We start from the raw sequence: 16,285 nt of genomic DNA, 5'->3' as shown, positions 1-16,285 counted from the left end.
TCACAGCAGAACATGTCGCCGAAGGATCTGCTCGGCGCGTCCATCTTCACCCGCAGCGAATCGATGCGGGTCCCAGCAAGGAGGCAGAGTTGTCGGACAGCTTGTGCACGCACTTCCAGCGGCGCGTCGCCCGGAACGGCCACCAACCCGCCGTTCGCAATGCGGACGGCACCGTCGCGTACACCTGGGCGCAGTACGGTGCCCAGGTCCGTGAGCTCGCCGCCGGACTCGTCGCACTCGGCGTACGGAGCGGTGACACCGTCGGCATCATGCTGACCAACCGCCCTGAGTTTCACCTCGTCGACGCCGCGGTGATGCACCTCGGCGCCGTCGGGTTTTCGATCTACAACACAAGCAGCGTGAACCAAATCGCCTACCTGCTCGGCAACGCTGCGCCACGAGTTCTGGTGACCGAATCCCAGTTCCTGGAACGGATTCGAGAGGCAACCACAGACCGTGCGATCTCGACGGTCTGTGTTGACGCGACCGAACCGGACACGATCGGCCTGGACGAGATGATCGCCAGCGCCGATCCCGGCTTCGACTTCGACGCGGCATGGCAGTCGATCGGCCGCGACGATGTCCTGACACTCATCTACACGAGCGGCACGACCGGAAATCCGAAGGGTGTCGAGCTCACCCACGGAAACCTGCTGTACCAACTGGGGGTCGTCGAAGAGATCATCGGCGACCTCACCGCCGGTCGAGTCGTCTCATACCTGCCGGACGCGCACCTGATCAACCGGTGGCTGTGCCAGTACGCCCCCATGTACTTCGGCATGTCCGTGGTCGACGTCGAGAACCCGAAGACACTCATCGACGTGCTGCCCCAGGTGCGGCCGACGGCGTTCGCCGCGGTGCCGATGCTCTGGTACAAGATCAAGGGCAGCGTCGAAACCACACTGGCCGCCGAGTCCGGCATCAAGGGTGCCCTGGCGCGATGGGCGGTCGCAGCGGGTCGGAAGAAGGCGAAGGCGACCATCGCCGGCACGCCGCTCGGACGAGTTGACACGCTTGCCGCCACGCTTGCGGACAAACTGGTGCTCTCCAAGCTGCGAGCGAAGCTCGGGTTGGACGCCATCGATTCGGCCGTGTCCGGGGCCGCCCCGATCGACGTCGCGGCGCTGGAGTTCATGCTCGCCCTCGGAATCCCGGTGATGGAGGCCTGGGGTATGTCCGAGACCTCCGCCGTCACCACCGTGAACCCCGCCGCGCGGCCGAAGTACGGCACTGTCGGCAAAGCCATTCCCGGTACCGACGTGAAACTTGCGGAAGATGGAGAAATCCTCGTCCGCGGCGACGGCGTGATGCGCGGCTACCGAAACGATCCCGACCGGACGGCCGAGGTCCTCGACGGCGCCGGGTGGATCCACACCGGCGACGTCGGGCTGCTCGACAACGAGGGCTACCTGACGATCATCGACCGCAAGAAGGAACTGATCATCAACTCCGGCGGAAAGAACATGTCGCCGAGCAACATCGAGGGAGCGCTCAAAGCAGCGAGCCCACTCGTCGGCTCCGTCGCCGCGATCGGCGACAACCGACCCTATGTCACCGCGTTGATCACCCTCGACCCCGACGCGGCCGCGGCGTTCGCCGACCGCCACGGCATCGCCGACCCGACACCGGACACCCTCGCGAAGCATCCTGAGGTCCTCGCCGCGCTCGACGAAGCCGTCACAACGGCCAACGGACGACTCTCGCGCGTCGAAGGCATCCGTCGGTGGAAGGTGCTGCCGACCTTCTGGTTGCCCGGCGGCGACGAACTCACCCCGACCATGAAACTGCGCCGAGTACCCATCCGAGACAAGTACGCCGCAGACATCGCCGCGCTCTACGAACGCTGAACGCCAACAGCGCATCTCCACCACATCCTCGAGAGGAACCCCAGTCATGTCGCTGGACCATTTGACGACCGAACTTGACGATCTCACCGCACTCGCCCGCGACTTCTTCACCAAGGAGGTCGCACCCCGGCGCGAGGAGTTCGCCGAATCCGGGCAACCCGACCGCGCGCTCTACCGCAGGGCCGGTGAACTCGGCCTGCTCTGCATGTCCGTGCCGGAGGAGTACGGCGGCGGCGGCGCCACCTTCGCGCACGAAGCGGTGCTGTTCCGCGAGCAGGTCCGCGGCGGAGAAATGTCGATGCAGCTCGGCGTGCACACCGGCATCGTCCCGCACTACATTCTCGCCTACGCCAACGAAGAGCAGAAGCGACGCTGGCTGCCGAAGCTCGCCAGCGGTGAGTGGATCGGCGCGATCGCGATGACGGAGCCGGGAACCGGCTCCGACCTCCAGGCGATCACCACCCAGGCCGTCCGCGACGGCGACGACTACGTGATCTCCGGTGCCAAAACGTTCATCTCCAACGGCGCCACCTGCGACCTGATCATCATCGCGGTCAAGACCGACCCCAAGCAGGGCGCATCCGGGATCTCGCTGCTCGCCGCCGAGGTGGGCGACGAGACCCCGGGCTTCGTCCGCGGCCGCAAGCTCAAGAAGATCGGCCAGAAGGGCCAGGACACCACCGAGCTGTTCTTCGACGGACTCCGGGTACCGGCCGCGAACCTGCTCGGGACCGCCGAGGGGCAGGGCTTCATCCAACTGATGCAACAACTGCCCCAGGAACGCCTCATCGTCGGCGTGGCGGCACTCGGCGCGGTCGAGTCGGCATACGAGCACACACTCGCCTACGTCCGGGAACGTCACGCGTTCGGCAAACCGCTGTTCGCCCTGCAGAACACCCGCTTCGAACTCGCGGAGATCACCACGACCCTCGAGGTCATGCGAACCTTCGTCGACGATGCCATCGAGCGGCACCTGCGCGGCGAACTCGACGTCAAACGCGCCGCAATGATCAAGCTCTGGTGCTCCGACCGGCAGACCGAGGTCATCGACCGATGCCTGCAGCTGCACGGCGGCTACGGCTACATGGAGGAGTTCCCCATCGCCCGCCTCTTCGTCGACGGCCGCATCGCCCGCATCTACGCCGGCGCCAACGAGGTCATGAAAGACCTCATCGCCCGATTCCTCTGACCCCGAACGCACTGGAGCAGAACATGACCCACGCCTTCATCTACGAGGCCATCCGCACCCCGCGAGGCCGCGGAAAGAAGACCGGCGCACTGCACGGCGTCAAGCCGATCGACCTCGGCGTCGGACTCGTCCACGAGTTGCTCGCCCGTCACCCGCAGCTCGACCCAGCGACCATCGACGACATCGTCTTCGGTGTCGTCTCCCCGGTCGGCGACCAAGGCGCCGACATCGCCAAGACCATCGCCCTGCGCGCCGGACTCCCCGATTCCGTCGGCGGCGTCCAGCTCAACCGCTTCTGCGGTTCCGGACTCGAAGCGGTCAACACCGCCGCGCAGAAGGTCGTCTCCGGATGGGACGATCTCGTCCTCGCCGGCGGCGTCGAATCGATGTCCCGCATCCCGCTCGGCACGGACGGCGGCGCCTGGCCGATGGACCCGATCACCAACTACGAGACCTACTTCATCCCGCAGGGTGTCGCGGCCGACCTGATCGCCACCATCAACGGCTTCACCCGCGACGACGTCGACGCCTACGCGGTGCGCTCGCAGCAGCGGGCCGCGGCCGCGATCACCGGCGGCTACTTCGCCAAGTCGATCGCGCCGGTCCGTGACGTCAACGGTGCAGTGGTGCTCGACCACGATGAACTTGTCCGCGGCAACACCACCGCGGAAGCACTTGCAGGACTCAAGCCGTCGTTCGCCGACATGGGCAAGCTCGGCGGCTTCGACGCCGTCGCCCTGCAGAAGTACCACTGGGTCGAGAAGATCGACCACGTCCACCACGCCGGCAACTCGTCCGGTATCGCCGACGGCTCCGCGCTGGTGCTCGTCGGCAGCGAGGCCGCGGGCGAGGCCGCCGGACTGACGCCGCGGGCGCGCATCGTCGCGACCGCCACCAGCAGCGCCGACTCCACGATCATGCTGACCGGTCCCGTCCCGGCGACCGAGAAGGTGCTGGCCAAGGCCGGACTCACGGTCGACGACATCGACCTGTTCGAGCTGAACGAGGCGTTCGCGTCCGTCGTCCTGAACTACCAGCAGCACTTCGGCATAGCCGACGACGTCATCAACGTCAACGGAGGTGCGATCGCGATGGGCCACCCGCTCGGCGCCACCGGAGCGATGCTGACCGGAACCATGGTCGACGAGCTCGAGCGTCGCGGCGCCCGCCGCGCCCTGATCACCCTCTGCATCGGCGGCGGCATGGGCGTCGCCACCATCATCGAGCGGGTCTGAGGAGAACCGTCATGACCAACAACCACACCGACGTCATTCGCTGGGAGCAGGACGCCGACGGCGTCGTCACGGTCACCATCGACGATCCCGGCCAGCCCACCAACACCATGACCGACTCGATGGCAGTCGCACTCCGGTTGATCGTCGAACGCCTCGAGGACGAGAAGGACCGCATCACCGGTGTCGTCGTCACCTCGGGCAAGGACACGTTCTTCGCTGGCGGCGACCTGAACAAGCTGATGAACGCCGGTCCCGCCGACTCCGCCGAGATCGCTGCCGGGCTCGATCATTTCAAGGAGTCGTTCCGCCGCCTCGAGACCCTCGGCCGGCCCGTCGTCGCCGCGATCAACGGCACCGCGCTCGGCGGCGGCTTCGAGGTCGCGCTCGCCACGCACCACCGGATCGCCCTGGACAAGAAGGGCAGCCTGCTCGGCCTGCCCGAGGTCACCCTCGGCGTCCTGCCCGGCGCCGGCGGCGTCACCCGCGTCGTCCGCATGCTCGGCGTGACCCCCGCGATCCTGAACGTCGTCGGCCAGGGCCAACGGATGAATCCGTCGAAGGCGCTGAAGGTCGGCATCGTCGACGAGGTCGTCGCCACGGCCGACGAGATGCTCGCCCGCGCGAAGGCGTGGATCGCCGAGAACCCCGATGCTGCGCAGCCCTGGGACCGCAAGGGCTACAGAATCCCTGGTGGGGCCCCGAGCTCACCCGCCCTCGCCGCCCACCTGCCCGCTGTGCCGGCCAATGTACGCAAGCAGCTCAAGGGTGCACCGATGCCGGCCCCGATCGCCGTGGTCGCCACCGCGGTTGAGGGTGCACAGGTGGACATCGACACCGCCTTCGCCATCGAGACCCGCTACTGCACGAACCTGATCTGCGGCCAGGTGTCGGCGAACATGATCAAGGCACTGTTCTTCGACCTCAATGCCGTGAACAAGGGCCAGACCCGGCCCACTGACTACCCGGAGCGCCGCGCCGAGAAGGTCGCCGTCCTCGGCGCCGGCATGATGGGCGCGGCAATCGCCTATGTGGCTGCGCTATCTGGTGCTGAAGTGGTTCTGCGGGACATCACCATGGATGCGGCCGAGCGCGGTAAGGACTACTCCCGACGTTTGCTCGACGCGTCCGTGGCCAAGGGGCGTATCGACGAGGTCAAGCGCGACGCTGTTCTCGGCCGGATCCTCGCAACAGACAACATCGCCGACGTCAAGGATGCCGACCTCGTCGTCGAGGCGGTGTTCGAAGATGTCGAGCTGAAGAAGAAGGTCCTCGCCGAGGTCGCCGCCAACGTAGGCAACGACGACGTGCTACTTGCCTCGAACACCTCAGCCCTGCCGATTGGCGAGATGGCCTCCGCCGTCGACCGCCCGGACAACGTGATCGGTCTCCACTTCTTCTCCCCTGTCGACAAGATGCCGCTCGTCGAGGTCGTCGTCGGCGAGAGCACCTCCGACGAGGCACTGGCCCGCGCACTCGACTTCGTCAAGCAGATTCGCAAGACACCCATCGTCGTCAAGGACGTGTACGGCTTCTACGCGAACCGCGTCATCGCCAAGTTCGTGGACGAGGCGCTGTCCCTCGTCGCAGAAGGCATGCATCCGGCGAGCGCCGAACAGGCCGCGCTGCAGGCCGGATTCCCTGCTGGCGCACTGACACTCTTCGACGAGATCAACATGAAGACCATCGCGAAGATCCGCGCCGGATTCATCGCCGACGCGAAGTCCCGTGGCATCCCGTTCGTACCCAGCGCCTCTTACCCGCTCGTCGACCGGATGCTCGAGGAGTTCGACCGACCGGGGCGACTCGAGGGCCGCGGCTTCTACGAGTACGACGGGCCGGCGGGCAAGCGGCTGGGTCTGTGGCCGCGAATAGCCGAGGACTACCACCGCCCGTTCGTCGACATCCCGTTCGACGACGCCAAGGAGCGGATGCTCGTCGCCGCAGCGATCGAGGCCTACCAGTGCTACGACGAGGGTGTGATCACCACCGTCGCTGAGGCGAACATCGGCTCCATCATGGGGATTGGATTTCCCGCCTGGACGGGAGGCGCGCTGCAGTACATCAACCAATACAATGGTGGTCTCGCCGGATTCGTTGCCCGCGCCGATCAACTTCGGGAACGCTACGGCGACCGGTTCGTGGTCGCAGGTTCGCTACGTGCGTCGGCTGCGAGAGGCGAGCGGCTGCTGTGACAGCATTGACGCCATGACGACCAACCTCGAACCTCGGTGGCGACGCCTGGAGCCGGATGAGCGGCGGTCTGCGATCCTGACTGCCGCCATCCGGGTCTTCGGTGAGCAACCCTACGGGTCCGTCCAGATGGCGGCGGTCGCCAAAGAGGCCGGTGTCGCCCGAGGGCTGCTCCACCACTACTTCGGGACCAAACGAGACCTGTACCTCGAAGTCGTGCGTGCGATGATGTTCGTCCCGATGCTCGACGACGTGGACCTCCCTGAGGGGACGCTGCGCGAGCGGGTGACCGCGTCCGTCGACTGGCTGATGAAGGTTCTGGCGGCCCACGGTCGGACCTGGCTCGCGGTCGGCGTTGATGGGGGAGGCAACGACCCTGAACTGCGGGCGATCCTCGACGAGGCCGACAACCAAGCGGCCGATCGGGTTCTCGAGGCGATCGGGTTCACGGGCACCGGGAGCGCGCGGGTCACCGCACTGGCGACCATCCGTGCGTACGGCGGGATGGTGAAGGCCGCAGTGCGGGAATGGGTGGACCACGAGACCCTCACACAGGATCAGGTGCGGGAGGTTCTCAGCGAGACGCTGGTAGTTCTGGGCGAGCGAATCGTCCGCTAACCGCGACGGGTGGGGGTTGAGGGGAGTGTCGGCCCCCACCCGCCGACGGTCAGCCCTGACGGCAGGCCGCGGCCGCGGCTACCGTCTCCGTGTCCACCAGTCGGTCGGTCGGAACGGGTGTGTCGTACTCCAGGTTGCCCTGGGCCATCGTCCACTCCTGCAGCTCCTCGACGTACGTGTCAGCGCCGTCCATGCTGAGGGTTGGATCAAACGTCAACGGAACACCCTCGCGCAGCGACGCCTCGTCCTGGTCGAGTGCCGCCGCGAGCAACCGCACCGTTTCCGGGTTCCCGCGGTAGTTGCCTTGCAGATACTTCTCGGACACGTCCCCGACCACCATCATGAACCGCTTGAGAACCTCGGGGCGGTCACCGAGCGACGGGCCGGCGAGCAGTGCGCTGCCGTTCACGCCCGGCTCGTACGTCCCGAGCAAACGGAGGTTCTCGTCCTTCGCTGCCATCCGCTCGAACGGCTGCGACAGCCACGCCGCCGCCACCGCGCCGTTCTCCAGTGACGCAAGCGAATCCGCGCCGCTGAGCACCGTCCACTTTACGTCGTCAAGGGTCATGCCCTGTTCAGTCAACGACTTCTCGAGCAGCTTGGCACCCGCGCCGGTCCCGGCCGGCGCGACAGGCGTCGCGATCAGCTGACCCTTCAGACCTGACAGGTCGAGTTCGTCACCTGTCCCCACGTACCGGATGTTCGCCCAGTATCCGGGCAGCTCCTCCGTCTCTTCCGTCGACGGCAGCTCGTACAACGGCATCACCCACCGCAGGTTCATCCCGCTGTTGGCCATGTTGAAGTTGGCGGTACTGAACGACGTCATCTGCCCGTCGAGTCTGCGTTGCGCGATCTGGGGAAGGGCGTCCGCGGTGGGCAGCGGCTCGATCTTGACATCCAGGTTCGCCTCATCGAACGCTCCGCTTTCGATCGCGAGCAGCACAGGCGCCATTCCCTCGATCAGTTGCCCGGCGGCGAGCGTCACCGATTCGCGAGCCGACGACGTGGGGCATGCCTCGGACGAGCCACCTTCCGCTGCAGTGGAATTGGTTCCTTCGGGTGTGGAGCAACCAGTCAGAGCGAGGGGTACGACCGCCGCGAAGGCGGCAGTGGTGAGCACATTTCTCAGTGGGCGCATGTGGGGGCCTTCCGTGGGAACGGGTCATGGATGTGATGAGACGCAGACCACATCACGGCGCTGTGTGGTGTCAACGAACGGGAGCGTCGCGCCAACCCGCCGTAGCCGGCCTCCGCAGCCCTGACCTGCTCCTTCGCGGAACCCATTCAATTCTCCGGCACCGCCCGTCGGCAACTGGTCCTTGTTCGGCGCTGGTCGGGCCGCATTCAATCGGAAGAACCCGAAAGTCCCGGAATTGGAAAGGTGGAACCCCTATGCGTGACGTCGTCATCGTCGAAGCCGTGCGGAGCCCCATCGGTCGCCGCAGGAAGGGCCTCGCCGATGTGCATCCCGTGGAACTCGCGGGTCAGGTCCTGCGCGGTCTGATCGACCGGTCGGGCCTCGACCCCCTCCTGGTGGACGACGTGATCATGGGTTGTGTGTCCCAGGCAGGGGAACAGGCGGGGAACATCGCACGGATGGCTGCGCTCTCCGCAGGGTGGCCGGAATCCGTTCCCGGCGTCACCGTCGACCGACAGTGCGGATCATCGCAGCAGGCAGTACATTTCGCCGCAGCGTCGATCCTGTCAGGTATGCAGGACATCGTGGTGGCCGCGGGAGTCGAGTCGATGACCAGGGTCCCGATGGGCACCGCCCGGATGGGGGTGGAGTCGGCACTTGGGCCCAGCCTGGAACAGCGATACGGGATCACCCGTTTCAATCAGGGCACCGGCGCCGACCGGATCGCCGAAGAGTGGCAGCTGTCGCGACGGCAACTCGACGAACTGTCCGCCGTGTCCCACCACCGTGCGGCCGAGGCGCAACGCACAGGAACGTTCGCCGACGAGATCCTTCCCGTCACCACCCCCAACGGCAACGTGGTGGCGGCCGACGAGGGCATCCGACCCGAGACGACCGCCGAGACCCTCGCCGCGCTCGAGCCCGCATTCGGCGGGTTGCACACTGCCGGCTCCGCGTCCCAGGTCTCGGACGGGGCCGCGGCCCTGCTCCTGATGACGTCGGAGCGCGCCGCCGAACTCGGCCTGACCCCGATGGCGCGCCTGCACTCATTCAGTGTCGTTGGCTCCGACCCACTCACGATGCTGACCGGCCCGATCCCGGCGACGGCGGCCGTGCTCGCCAAAGCGGGTCTCGGGATCGACGACATCGACACCTTCGAGGTGAACGAAGCGTTTGCGTCGGTCCTCGGAGCCTGGCTGACGGAAACAGGCGCCGACCCAGCACGCACGAATCCGCAGGGCGGCGCCATTGCTCTCGGGCACCCGCTCGGTGCGTCCGGCGCCCGGCTCATGACCACGATGGTCCATCGCATGAAGCGGGAGGGCAGTCGCTGGGGCCTGCAAGCCATGTGCGAGGGCGGCGGCATGGCGAACGCGACGGTCGTGGAGGCTCTCGCATGAGCACACCCAGTGTGCTGGTCGCCCGCGACGGTGCGGTCACGACACTGACCCTCAATCGCCCCGACCGCAAGAACGCGCTCGACCGATCCGCGTGGATCGCGCTGCGCGAGGCCGTCGAGGATGTGGCTGACGACGGGACCACGCGAGCGATGGTGGTGCAGGGCGCCGCGGACACCTTCTGCTCCGGCGCCGATGTCACCGCGGGTGGGGGTCCGGCGGCGCACCCGTCCGCCCGGATGCGGTTGATCACCAGTGCCGTCGTCGCGCTGCACGAGATCCCGGTGCCGACGATCGCCAAGGTCGACGGCGACGCGGTGGGCGCGGGCTGGAACCTTGCTCTCGCTTGCGATCTCGTCGTCGCCACGACCCGTTCGCGATTCTCCCAGATCTTCGCCCGGCGCGGCCTGTCGGTCGACTGCGGCGGATCGTGGTTGCTGCCACGGATGGTCGGGGTGCACCGCGCGAAGGAACTCCTGTTCCTGCCGGACCTACTCGACGCGACGGCGGTCCATCAGCTGGGGCTGGTGAACCGGCTGGTGGACGCGGCCGATCTCGAATCCACGGTTGCCGAGCTGGCGGCACGGATCGCAGCCGGACCACCAGTCGCGCTCGCGCAGAACAAGGCGTTGGTCAACGCTGCGTTCAACGGCACGTTCGCCGAGGCCGTCGCGCGCGAGAACGACGCCCAACTCATCAATTTCGCGACCGACGCACCGGTCGGTCGCGCCGCTGCGGTGGCCCGCGAGACACCGCGATTCGAAGGACGGTGGCAACTGTGACCACACCCGGACCGATACGCACACCCTTCACGGAGCTGTTCGGGATCGACGTACCGCTCGTGCAGGGCGGGATGCAGTGGGTCGGACGGGCGGAGATGACCGCCGCCGTCGCCAACGCTGGAGCTCTCGGCTTCCTCACTGCGCTCACCCAGCCGTCTCCGGCCGCGCTCGCAGCGGAAATCGAGCGGACCCGAGGGCTGACCGATCGCGCCTTCGGCGTCAACCTGACGATCCTGCCCACGATCAATCCGCCCCCGTACGACGAGTACTGCCGGGTGATCGTGGACAGCGGGGTCAGGATCGTCGAGACAGCAGGCAATCTGCCCGCTCATATCGTCGAGATGCTGAGCCCGCACGGCGTCAAGATCATTCACAAGTGCACGAGCGTCCGGCACGCGATGAAGGCCGAGTCCCTCGGCGTTGCCGCGATCAGCATCGACGGCTTCGAGTGCGCGGGCCATCCCGGTGAGGACGACATCGGAGGACTCGTGCTGATACCGCGCACCGTCGAAAGCGTGTCGATTCCCGTCATCGCCTCGGGTGGCATCGCCGACGCCCGAGGGCTCGTCGCGGCCCTCGCGCTCGGCGCCGATGGGGTGAACATGGGGACACGCTTCATGTGCACCCAGGAGTCGCCGATCCACCCGGACATCAAGGACGCCATCGTCAACGCCGATGAGCGGGCAACGGAACTCATCTTCCGTCAGCTGAACAACACGGCGCGCGTTGCCAGCAATGACGTCAGCCGGGAGGTGGTCCGGCGCCTGAACGACGGTGCAGTGTTCGAAGACATTCGCGAACTCGTCGCAGGGGCCAGGGGGCGCCGGGTGTACGAGAACGGCGATCCCGACCTGGGTATCTGGACCGTCGGCACGTCGCAAGGCCTGATTCACGACGTCCCCACAGTGGCGGAACTCGTCGAGCGCATTGTCCTCGAAGCCACCGATCTCATCGCGAACCGGCTCGCTCCGCTGGTTCCCGTTCCGAACGGACAGTTCGCATGACCGACGAAGTACTGATCGAACGCACCGACGGTGTACTACTCATCACCCTCAACCGACCGGACGCGCGCAATGCCATGACGCTCGCGATGGCCGAGCGCATCGGGGCGGCCGTCGACGACCTAGAGTCGGACGACACCTTGTCGGCGGCGGTCATCGCTGGAACGGGGACCGCGTTCTGTGCGGGAATGGACCTCAAGGGCTTCCTCCGCGGTGAGAAGCCGTCGATTCCCGGTCGCGGGTTCGGCGGGATTGCACAGCGGCCGCCGACGAAGCCGCTGATCGCAGCGGTCGAGGGATGGGCGCTGGCGGGAGGATTTGAACTCGTGCTGGCATGCGACCTGGTGGTCGCCTCTGAAACCGCCCGATTCGGGCTTCCCGAGACGAAACGTGGCCTGGTCGCGGCGGCAGGTGGGCTCTTCCGCCTTCGCGAGCGCATCCCGGCCAACATCGCGCTCGAGCTCATTCTGACCGGTGAGCCCATCGACGCGGGGCGCCTACATCACTACGGCCTGGTCAATCACGTGACCCCCGGCGGGCAGGCGCTGGATCGAGCACTCGAGCTGGCAGCCACCATCGCCGCGAACGGGCCCCTCGCCGTCGCGGCGAGCAAGCGAGTATTCGTGGAGTCCGTCGACTGGGATTTGGAGGACAGGTTCGCCCGGCAGGCGCCGATCACCGCGCCGATCGCGACGAGCAACGACGCGCGTGAGGGTGCCGCGGCGTTCGCCGAGAAGCGGCGCCCGGTGTGGACCCGGTCATGAGCCCGGCGCCGCTGACCGGCATTCGCGTGGTAGAGCTCGGCGGTGTCGGCCCGACACCGTTCTGCGCGATGATGCTGGCGGACCACGGTGCAGAGGTGACCCGTCTCGTTCGACCCGGCGCCGTGCCGCGCCCGGCCGTCCTGGACCGCGGAAAGCGGATCGTCGAGATCGATCTCAAGGATCCGAGCTGCCGCCAGGAGGTTTTGGCGCTCGTCGCAGACGCGGACGCCGTGATCGAAGGATTCCGTCCCGGCGTCGCGGAACGGCTCGGCCTCGGACCAGACGACGTGGCCGGCGTGAGGCCCGGGATCGTCTACGGCCGTATGACCGGGTGGGGGCAGAGCGGCCCACTTGCCGACAGTGCCGGGCACGACATCAACTACATCGCGGTCAGTGGCGTACTCGGTTCGATTCGCCGGGAGCCGGACCGACCGGTGGTTCCCCTCAACGTGGTGGGTGACTTCGGAGGCGGTGCGATGATGCTCGCGTTCGGTCTGGTCAGTGCGCTCCTGAGAGCCAAAGACACCGGTGTCGGTGCCATCGTCGATGCGGCGATGGTGGACGGGTCCGCTGCCCTCATGGCCATGACGTGGGGATTTGCCGCGGAGGGTCGGTGGTCGGAGCCCGCAGGCCGGAACCTGCTCGATGGGGGCGCACCCTTCTATGACACCTACACTTGCGCCGATGGTCGTCATGTCGCAGTAGGGGCCATCGAACCGCAGTTCTATCGCGAGCTCCTGGACGGTCTCGACCTGACGGACCAGGTGGACCCCCGAGACCAGCACGACCGCGATGCCTGGCCGCAGCATCGCCGACTCTTCGAGTCCCGGTTCGCAACTCGCGACCGGGACGGATGGGTCGAGCACTTCGCTGGGCGCGACGCGTGCGTGTCGCCAGTTCTGGCCATGCATGAGGCCCCGCATCATCCTCACAACCGTGAACGCGCTGTCTTCTCCACGGACGCCAACGGATTCGCGTTGCCGGAACCCGCGCCACGGATTACCGCACTCGGCTCCTCTCGCCGGGACTGACAATCAAGGAGACGCCATGACCACATCGATCTACCAGCCTGAACACGAGGCGTTCCGCGGGTCCGTGCGGACCTTCCTCGAACGCGAGGTGGTGCCGCACTTCAACGAATGGGAGAAGTCCGGCAAGGTGCCGCACGACTTCTACACGAAAGTCGGCGATCTCGGCCTGTTCGGACTGCGAGTGCCGGAGGAGTACGGGGGCGGCGGATTGGAGAACAGCTTCCTGTATCAGTCGGTGTGGACCGAGGAATGCAGCCGCGCGGGTGTGGCTCTCGGGGGAGTGGGGACCCATGCGAACCTCGTCATTCCCTACATCCTCGCCAACGGTTCCCCAGAGCAGAAGAAGCGCTGGTTGCCGGACATGGTCGACGGACGTCGCATGGGCGCCATCGCGATGACGGAACCGGCGACGGGTTCCGATCTGGCCGGCATGCGGACGAGCGCCCGAAAGGACGGCGGCGACTGGGTACTGAACGGGCAGAAGACGTTCATCACCGGTGGCATCAACGCCGATCTGGTGATCGTCGCGGCACGCACGAGCACGCACGAGGAGCGCCGTAAGGGGCTCTCCCTGTTCGTGGTCGAGTCGCACTTCGACGGATTCAGCCGAGGTCGCAACCTCGAGAAGATGGGTCAGAAGGCCACTGACACCGCCGAGTTGTTCTTCGAGGACGTGCGGGTCCCCATGGGCAACCTCCTCGGAGAGGAGGGGGCGGCGTTCAGCTATCTCGCCCACAACCTGGTCGGTGAACGCTTGGGTATCGCCCTCGGAGCCCAGGTTTCCGCGGAGACCGCGCTGCGCATCACAATCGACTATGTCAAGGAACGCAAGGTCTTCGGCCAGCCGGTCGCCGGCTTCCAGAACACGAAGTTCGAACTTGCCTCCTGCCGAACCGAGATCGCCGCAGGTCGAGCACTGATCGACCAGTACATGCTCGCGCACGAGGCCGGCGAGCTGACCGCCTCCGAGGCGTCCATGGCGAAGGTGTACTGCACGGAGTTGCAGTCGCGTGTCATCGATCGGTGTCTGCAACTGCACGGAGGGTACGGGTTCATGAGTGAGTACCGGATCAGCCGGATGTACACTGACTCTCGAATCTCTCGCATCTATGGCGGCACCAACGAGGTGCAGCGGGGCATCATCGCCAAGTCGATCGGGCTGTGATCTCCCCGGCTCCGCCCGACCAGGATCGGAGGGGCAATGGAGCTGCAGCAGCTACGCTTCTTCGTGGTGGTCAGCGAGCAAGGAAGCATCAGCGCCGCCGCCTCCGTGCTGCAGGCCTCCCCGGCCACCATTTCGGAGGCACTGCAGACGCTTGAGCGCAAGCTCGGGACACCGTTGTTCTACCGGCTCGGCACCGGGATGGCCCTGACCTCGGCCGGGTACGCGATGCTTGGAACCGCGCGGCGCCTGACACGACTTGCCGCAGCAACCCCCGAGGCCATCCGACAGGACGGCGGCGCTGCCGCGGCTCGGCTCACCGTCTGTCTGATCGACAACTCGGCCTCGGGGGCGGGGCCACGGTGCATCGCCAGTTTTCTTCGACAGAGTTCACGGGCATCGGTGGTCACGACCCGCGCGGCGAACGCGACGGACGCGGCCGATCTCGTCAAGAGTGGGATGGCCGACGTCGCGATCGTCGTTGTCGGGCGGACGGCCGCCCAGGCGAACGATCTCTCCTCGCTCGTTCTGGACACCGAAACCGTTCTCGCCGTTCACCCTCCCGGCACCGTGGTTCCGGCGGAGGGATTGACCCTGGAAGATCTCTCCGAACGCCCGCTGGTTCTGTCCAGTTCGTCTTCCGACATCTATCCGGCATTGGCGGAGCACTTCAGCCTGCTCGGTTCACCGCGGCGGGTTCCCCTACGCGCCTCCCGCCGGGAGGACCGCTTGAGTTTGGTCGCCGCCGGGCTGGGGTCGAGCTTCATCACCGACCGGGACCGGGCCCGTGCGGAGCACATCGGCGCCGTGGTGTGCCCGTTGAACCCTGTCCTCGAACGTGACGTCCACCTGCTGTGGGCCGAGGATCGGGAATCAGGCGTCACTCAGGACTTCGTCGAGGTCTGCAGGGCGGAAGCGGAGACCAATCTCGCCGCGCGGACGAAGGCTTGAGCTGCGGGTGTCAGCGGTCCAGTGCGATGGACCAGTCCGACGTCGCGGAGCAGGGGCGGAGAGAGCGACCGACGTGGTGTCCCCGGGAGCACGATGTCGGCGGCTGCGTCTGAGACGAAGGTCGCAACTGCTCCGTACGACACTACGTCCCAAAGGGTTTCGCGCTCGGCTGCGGTCAGGAGCACTCGCTCGGCCACCGCGACGATGTGCCGCGCGGAACGCGACTGTCCCGCGCTCGCGCGGTCGAGCAGCGCAAACGGCAGCAGCCGGGTCTGCGCCTTGGTCAAGGGTTCCGCCCCGTCGCCGATAACCGACTCGGCGCCGACCACGACAATCTCCTCGCTGCCGAGCAGGTGGGTGACCAGCGACTCCTCATGCATCGGCAGCTCGACGAAACCGAGCTCGGCCGCACCGTTGCGAACGAGCGTCGCCGCTCCCTCCGGGGACCGGCCGTCGAGCACGACAACCTGTATCTGAGGATGGCGCGCGAGCATTGCCCGTGCGATGGCCGGGAGCGGAAACACCCCGAAGGTGCTCGACGTCGCCACCGTGACCCGCCCGGTCCGCAGCTGAACGACCTCTTCGACCTGGGCGCGGGCCAGATCGACCTGTTCGATGATCTCGCGGGCTTGCACTTCCAGTTCGCGGCCCTCCGGCGTCAGTTGTAGCTGCCGCCCGACCCGGGTGAACAAGGTGACGTCGAGGCGCTTTGCGAGAGTCCGCATAGCCTGCGACAGCGACGGCTGCGACATGTAGAGGGCCTGCGCCGCAGCGGTGACGTTCCCGTGATCGATTACCGCAACAAAGTACCGAAGCAGCCGTAGATCCATGGCATCAGCCTACAAGGATCGTGACGGAATCCATACTCGCTCACAGCCTTTACCCAGCCATAGGCACTTCCGACCGACGATTTCGACGTTTGGACTTTGTGTGACGTGCTCCACTTCGGCTTGGCTTCAGGGCAACGCCAAACAACGCGG

14 protein-coding genes are annotated in these 16,285 nt (G+C 66.6%); 12 read left to right on the top strand and 2 right to left on the bottom strand.

Going from position 1 to position 16,285, the window contains the following annotated elements; all coding sequences use genetic code 11:
• Positions 1 to 89: 89 nt before the first annotated feature.
• From A8G15_RS07640 to A8G15_RS07620, 5 genes are read left to right on the top strand one after another with little or no spacing between them, the layout of a single operon-like run.
• Positions 90 to 1,847: an AMP-dependent synthetase/ligase gene (locus tag A8G15_RS07640; RefSeq protein ID WP_064256998.1), complete on the top strand. Its 1,758-nt coding sequence runs from the start codon at positions 90 to 92 to the stop codon at positions 1,845 to 1,847.
• Positions 1,848 to 1,893: 46 nt separating this feature from the next.
• Positions 1,894 to 3,036 carry an acyl-CoA dehydrogenase family protein gene (locus A8G15_RS07635; protein WP_064256997.1) on the top strand — a complete coding sequence of 381 codons (1,143 nt, stop codon included), beginning with the start codon at positions 1,894 to 1,896 and terminating at the stop codon, positions 3,034 to 3,036.
• 23 nt (positions 3,037 to 3,059) lie between these two features.
• Positions 3,060 to 4,271 carry an acetyl-CoA C-acetyltransferase gene (locus tag A8G15_RS07630; RefSeq protein ID WP_064256996.1) on the top strand — a complete coding sequence of 404 codons (1,212 nt, stop codon included), beginning with the start codon at positions 3,060 to 3,062 and terminating at the stop codon, positions 4,269 to 4,271.
• Between the two features lie 11 nt (positions 4,272 to 4,282).
• Positions 4,283 to 6,463, top strand: coding sequence for a 3-hydroxyacyl-CoA dehydrogenase NAD-binding domain-containing protein (locus A8G15_RS07625; protein ID WP_064256995.1), 2,181 nt, complete (start codon positions 4,283 to 4,285; stop codon positions 6,461 to 6,463).
• Between the two features lie 13 nt (positions 6,464 to 6,476).
• Positions 6,477 to 7,079, top strand: coding sequence for a TetR/AcrR family transcriptional regulator (locus A8G15_RS07620; protein WP_064256994.1), 603 nt, complete (start codon positions 6,477 to 6,479; stop codon positions 7,077 to 7,079).
• A gap of 49 nt (positions 7,080 to 7,128) precedes the next feature.
• Here the strand turns inward: A8G15_RS07620 and A8G15_RS07615 are convergent, their stop codons facing one another.
• Entirely contained in the window at positions 7,129 to 8,217 is a 1,089-nt protein-coding gene (locus A8G15_RS07615; protein WP_156665293.1) for an ABC transporter substrate-binding protein, read from the bottom strand.
• A gap of 254 nt (positions 8,218 to 8,471) precedes the next feature.
• Between A8G15_RS07615 and A8G15_RS07610 the strand changes: the two genes are divergently transcribed.
• From A8G15_RS07610 to A8G15_RS07580, 7 genes are read left to right on the top strand one after another with little or no spacing between them, the layout of a single operon-like run.
• Complete coding sequence (locus A8G15_RS07610) at positions 8,472 to 9,617, top strand: thiolase family protein (protein WP_064256992.1); 1,146 nt, start codon at positions 8,472 to 8,474, stop codon at positions 9,615 to 9,617.
• Positions 9,614 to 10,396 (top strand): enoyl-CoA hydratase/isomerase family protein, encoded by a 783-nt coding sequence (locus A8G15_RS07605; protein ID WP_064256991.1) that lies wholly within the window; start codon positions 9,614 to 9,616, stop codon positions 10,394 to 10,396. The genes A8G15_RS07610 and A8G15_RS07605 overlap by 4 nt, the downstream gene beginning before the upstream one ends.
• Complete coding sequence (locus tag A8G15_RS07600; protein WP_257606229.1) at positions 10,393 to 11,400, top strand: NAD(P)H-dependent flavin oxidoreductase; 1,008 nt, start codon at positions 10,393 to 10,395, stop codon at positions 11,398 to 11,400. The genes A8G15_RS07605 and A8G15_RS07600 overlap by 4 nt, the downstream gene beginning before the upstream one ends.
• Positions 11,397 to 12,161 carry a crotonase/enoyl-CoA hydratase family protein gene (locus tag A8G15_RS07595; protein WP_064256990.1) on the top strand — a complete coding sequence of 255 codons (765 nt, stop codon included), beginning with the start codon at positions 11,397 to 11,399 and terminating at the stop codon, positions 12,159 to 12,161. Before A8G15_RS07600 ends, A8G15_RS07595 begins: the two co-directional genes overlap by 4 nt.
• Positions 12,158 to 13,192: a CaiB/BaiF CoA transferase family protein gene (locus tag A8G15_RS07590; RefSeq protein ID WP_156665292.1), complete on the top strand. Its 1,035-nt coding sequence runs from the start codon at positions 12,158 to 12,160 to the stop codon at positions 13,190 to 13,192. Before A8G15_RS07595 ends, A8G15_RS07590 begins: the two co-directional genes overlap by 4 nt.
• Positions 13,193 to 13,208: 16 nt before the next feature.
• Positions 13,209 to 14,357 (top strand): acyl-CoA dehydrogenase family protein, encoded by a 1,149-nt coding sequence (locus tag A8G15_RS07585; protein ID WP_064256988.1) that lies wholly within the window; start codon positions 13,209 to 13,211, stop codon positions 14,355 to 14,357.
• A 36-nt stretch (positions 14,358 to 14,393) separates the two neighbouring features.
• Positions 14,394 to 15,305 carry a LysR family transcriptional regulator gene (locus tag A8G15_RS07580; protein WP_064256987.1) on the top strand — a complete coding sequence of 304 codons (912 nt, stop codon included), beginning with the start codon at positions 14,394 to 14,396 and terminating at the stop codon, positions 15,303 to 15,305.
• On the opposite strand, the gene A8G15_RS07575 is transcribed toward A8G15_RS07580, so the two are convergent.
• Positions 15,239 to 16,135 carry a LysR family transcriptional regulator gene (locus tag A8G15_RS07575; RefSeq protein ID WP_064256986.1) on the bottom strand — a complete coding sequence of 299 codons (897 nt, stop codon included), beginning with the start codon at positions 16,133 to 16,135 and terminating at the stop codon, positions 15,239 to 15,241. The two genes, A8G15_RS07580 and A8G15_RS07575, sit on opposite strands and share 67 nt — an antisense overlap.
• Between the last annotated feature and the right edge of the window lie 150 nt (positions 16,136 to 16,285).

Origin of the sequence: Rhodococcus phenolicus (assembly GCF_001646785.1) — a bacterium.
GTDB classification, from domain to species: domain Bacteria; phylum Actinomycetota; class Actinomycetes; order Mycobacteriales; family Mycobacteriaceae; genus Rhodococcus; species Rhodococcus phenolicus.
The sequence above is the reverse complement of the archived record's forward strand: the minus strand, read 5'-3'. Positions and strand labels throughout refer to the sequence as shown.

What these genes read in the sequence shown, in the direction of transcription:
- A8G15_RS07585 (WP_064256988.1), top strand. Translation starts at nt 13,209, where the DNA reads ATGACCACATCGATCTACCAGCCTGAACACGAGGCGTTCCGCGGGTCC.
- A8G15_RS07595 (WP_064256990.1), top strand. Translation starts at nt 11,397, where the DNA reads ATGACCGACGAAGTACTGATCGAACGCACCGACGGTGTACTACTCATC.
- A8G15_RS07620 (WP_064256994.1), top strand. Translation starts at nt 6,477, where the DNA reads ATGACGACCAACCTCGAACCTCGGTGGCGACGCCTGGAGCCGGATGAG.
- A8G15_RS07625 (WP_064256995.1), top strand. Translation starts at nt 4,283, where the DNA reads ATGACCAACAACCACACCGACGTCATTCGCTGGGAGCAGGACGCCGAC.
- A8G15_RS07635 (WP_064256997.1), top strand. Translation starts at nt 1,894, where the DNA reads ATGTCGCTGGACCATTTGACGACCGAACTTGACGATCTCACCGCACTC.
- A8G15_RS07615 (WP_156665293.1), bottom strand. Translation starts at nt 8,217, where the DNA reads ATGCGCCCACTGAGAAATGTGCTCACCACTGCCGCCTTCGCGGCGGTC.
- A8G15_RS07580 (WP_064256987.1), top strand. Translation starts at nt 14,394, where the DNA reads ATGGAGCTGCAGCAGCTACGCTTCTTCGTGGTGGTCAGCGAGCAAGGA.
- A8G15_RS07575 (WP_064256986.1), bottom strand. Translation starts at nt 16,135, where the DNA reads ATGGATCTACGGCTGCTTCGGTACTTTGTTGCGGTAATCGATCACGGG.
- A8G15_RS07610 (WP_064256992.1), top strand. Translation starts at nt 8,472, where the DNA reads ATGCGTGACGTCGTCATCGTCGAAGCCGTGCGGAGCCCCATCGGTCGC.
- A8G15_RS07630 (WP_064256996.1), top strand. Translation starts at nt 3,060, where the DNA reads ATGACCCACGCCTTCATCTACGAGGCCATCCGCACCCCGCGAGGCCGC.
- A8G15_RS07605 (WP_064256991.1), top strand. Translation starts at nt 9,614, where the DNA reads ATGAGCACACCCAGTGTGCTGGTCGCCCGCGACGGTGCGGTCACGACA.
- A8G15_RS07590 (WP_156665292.1), top strand. Translation starts at nt 12,158, where the DNA reads ATGAGCCCGGCGCCGCTGACCGGCATTCGCGTGGTAGAGCTCGGCGGT.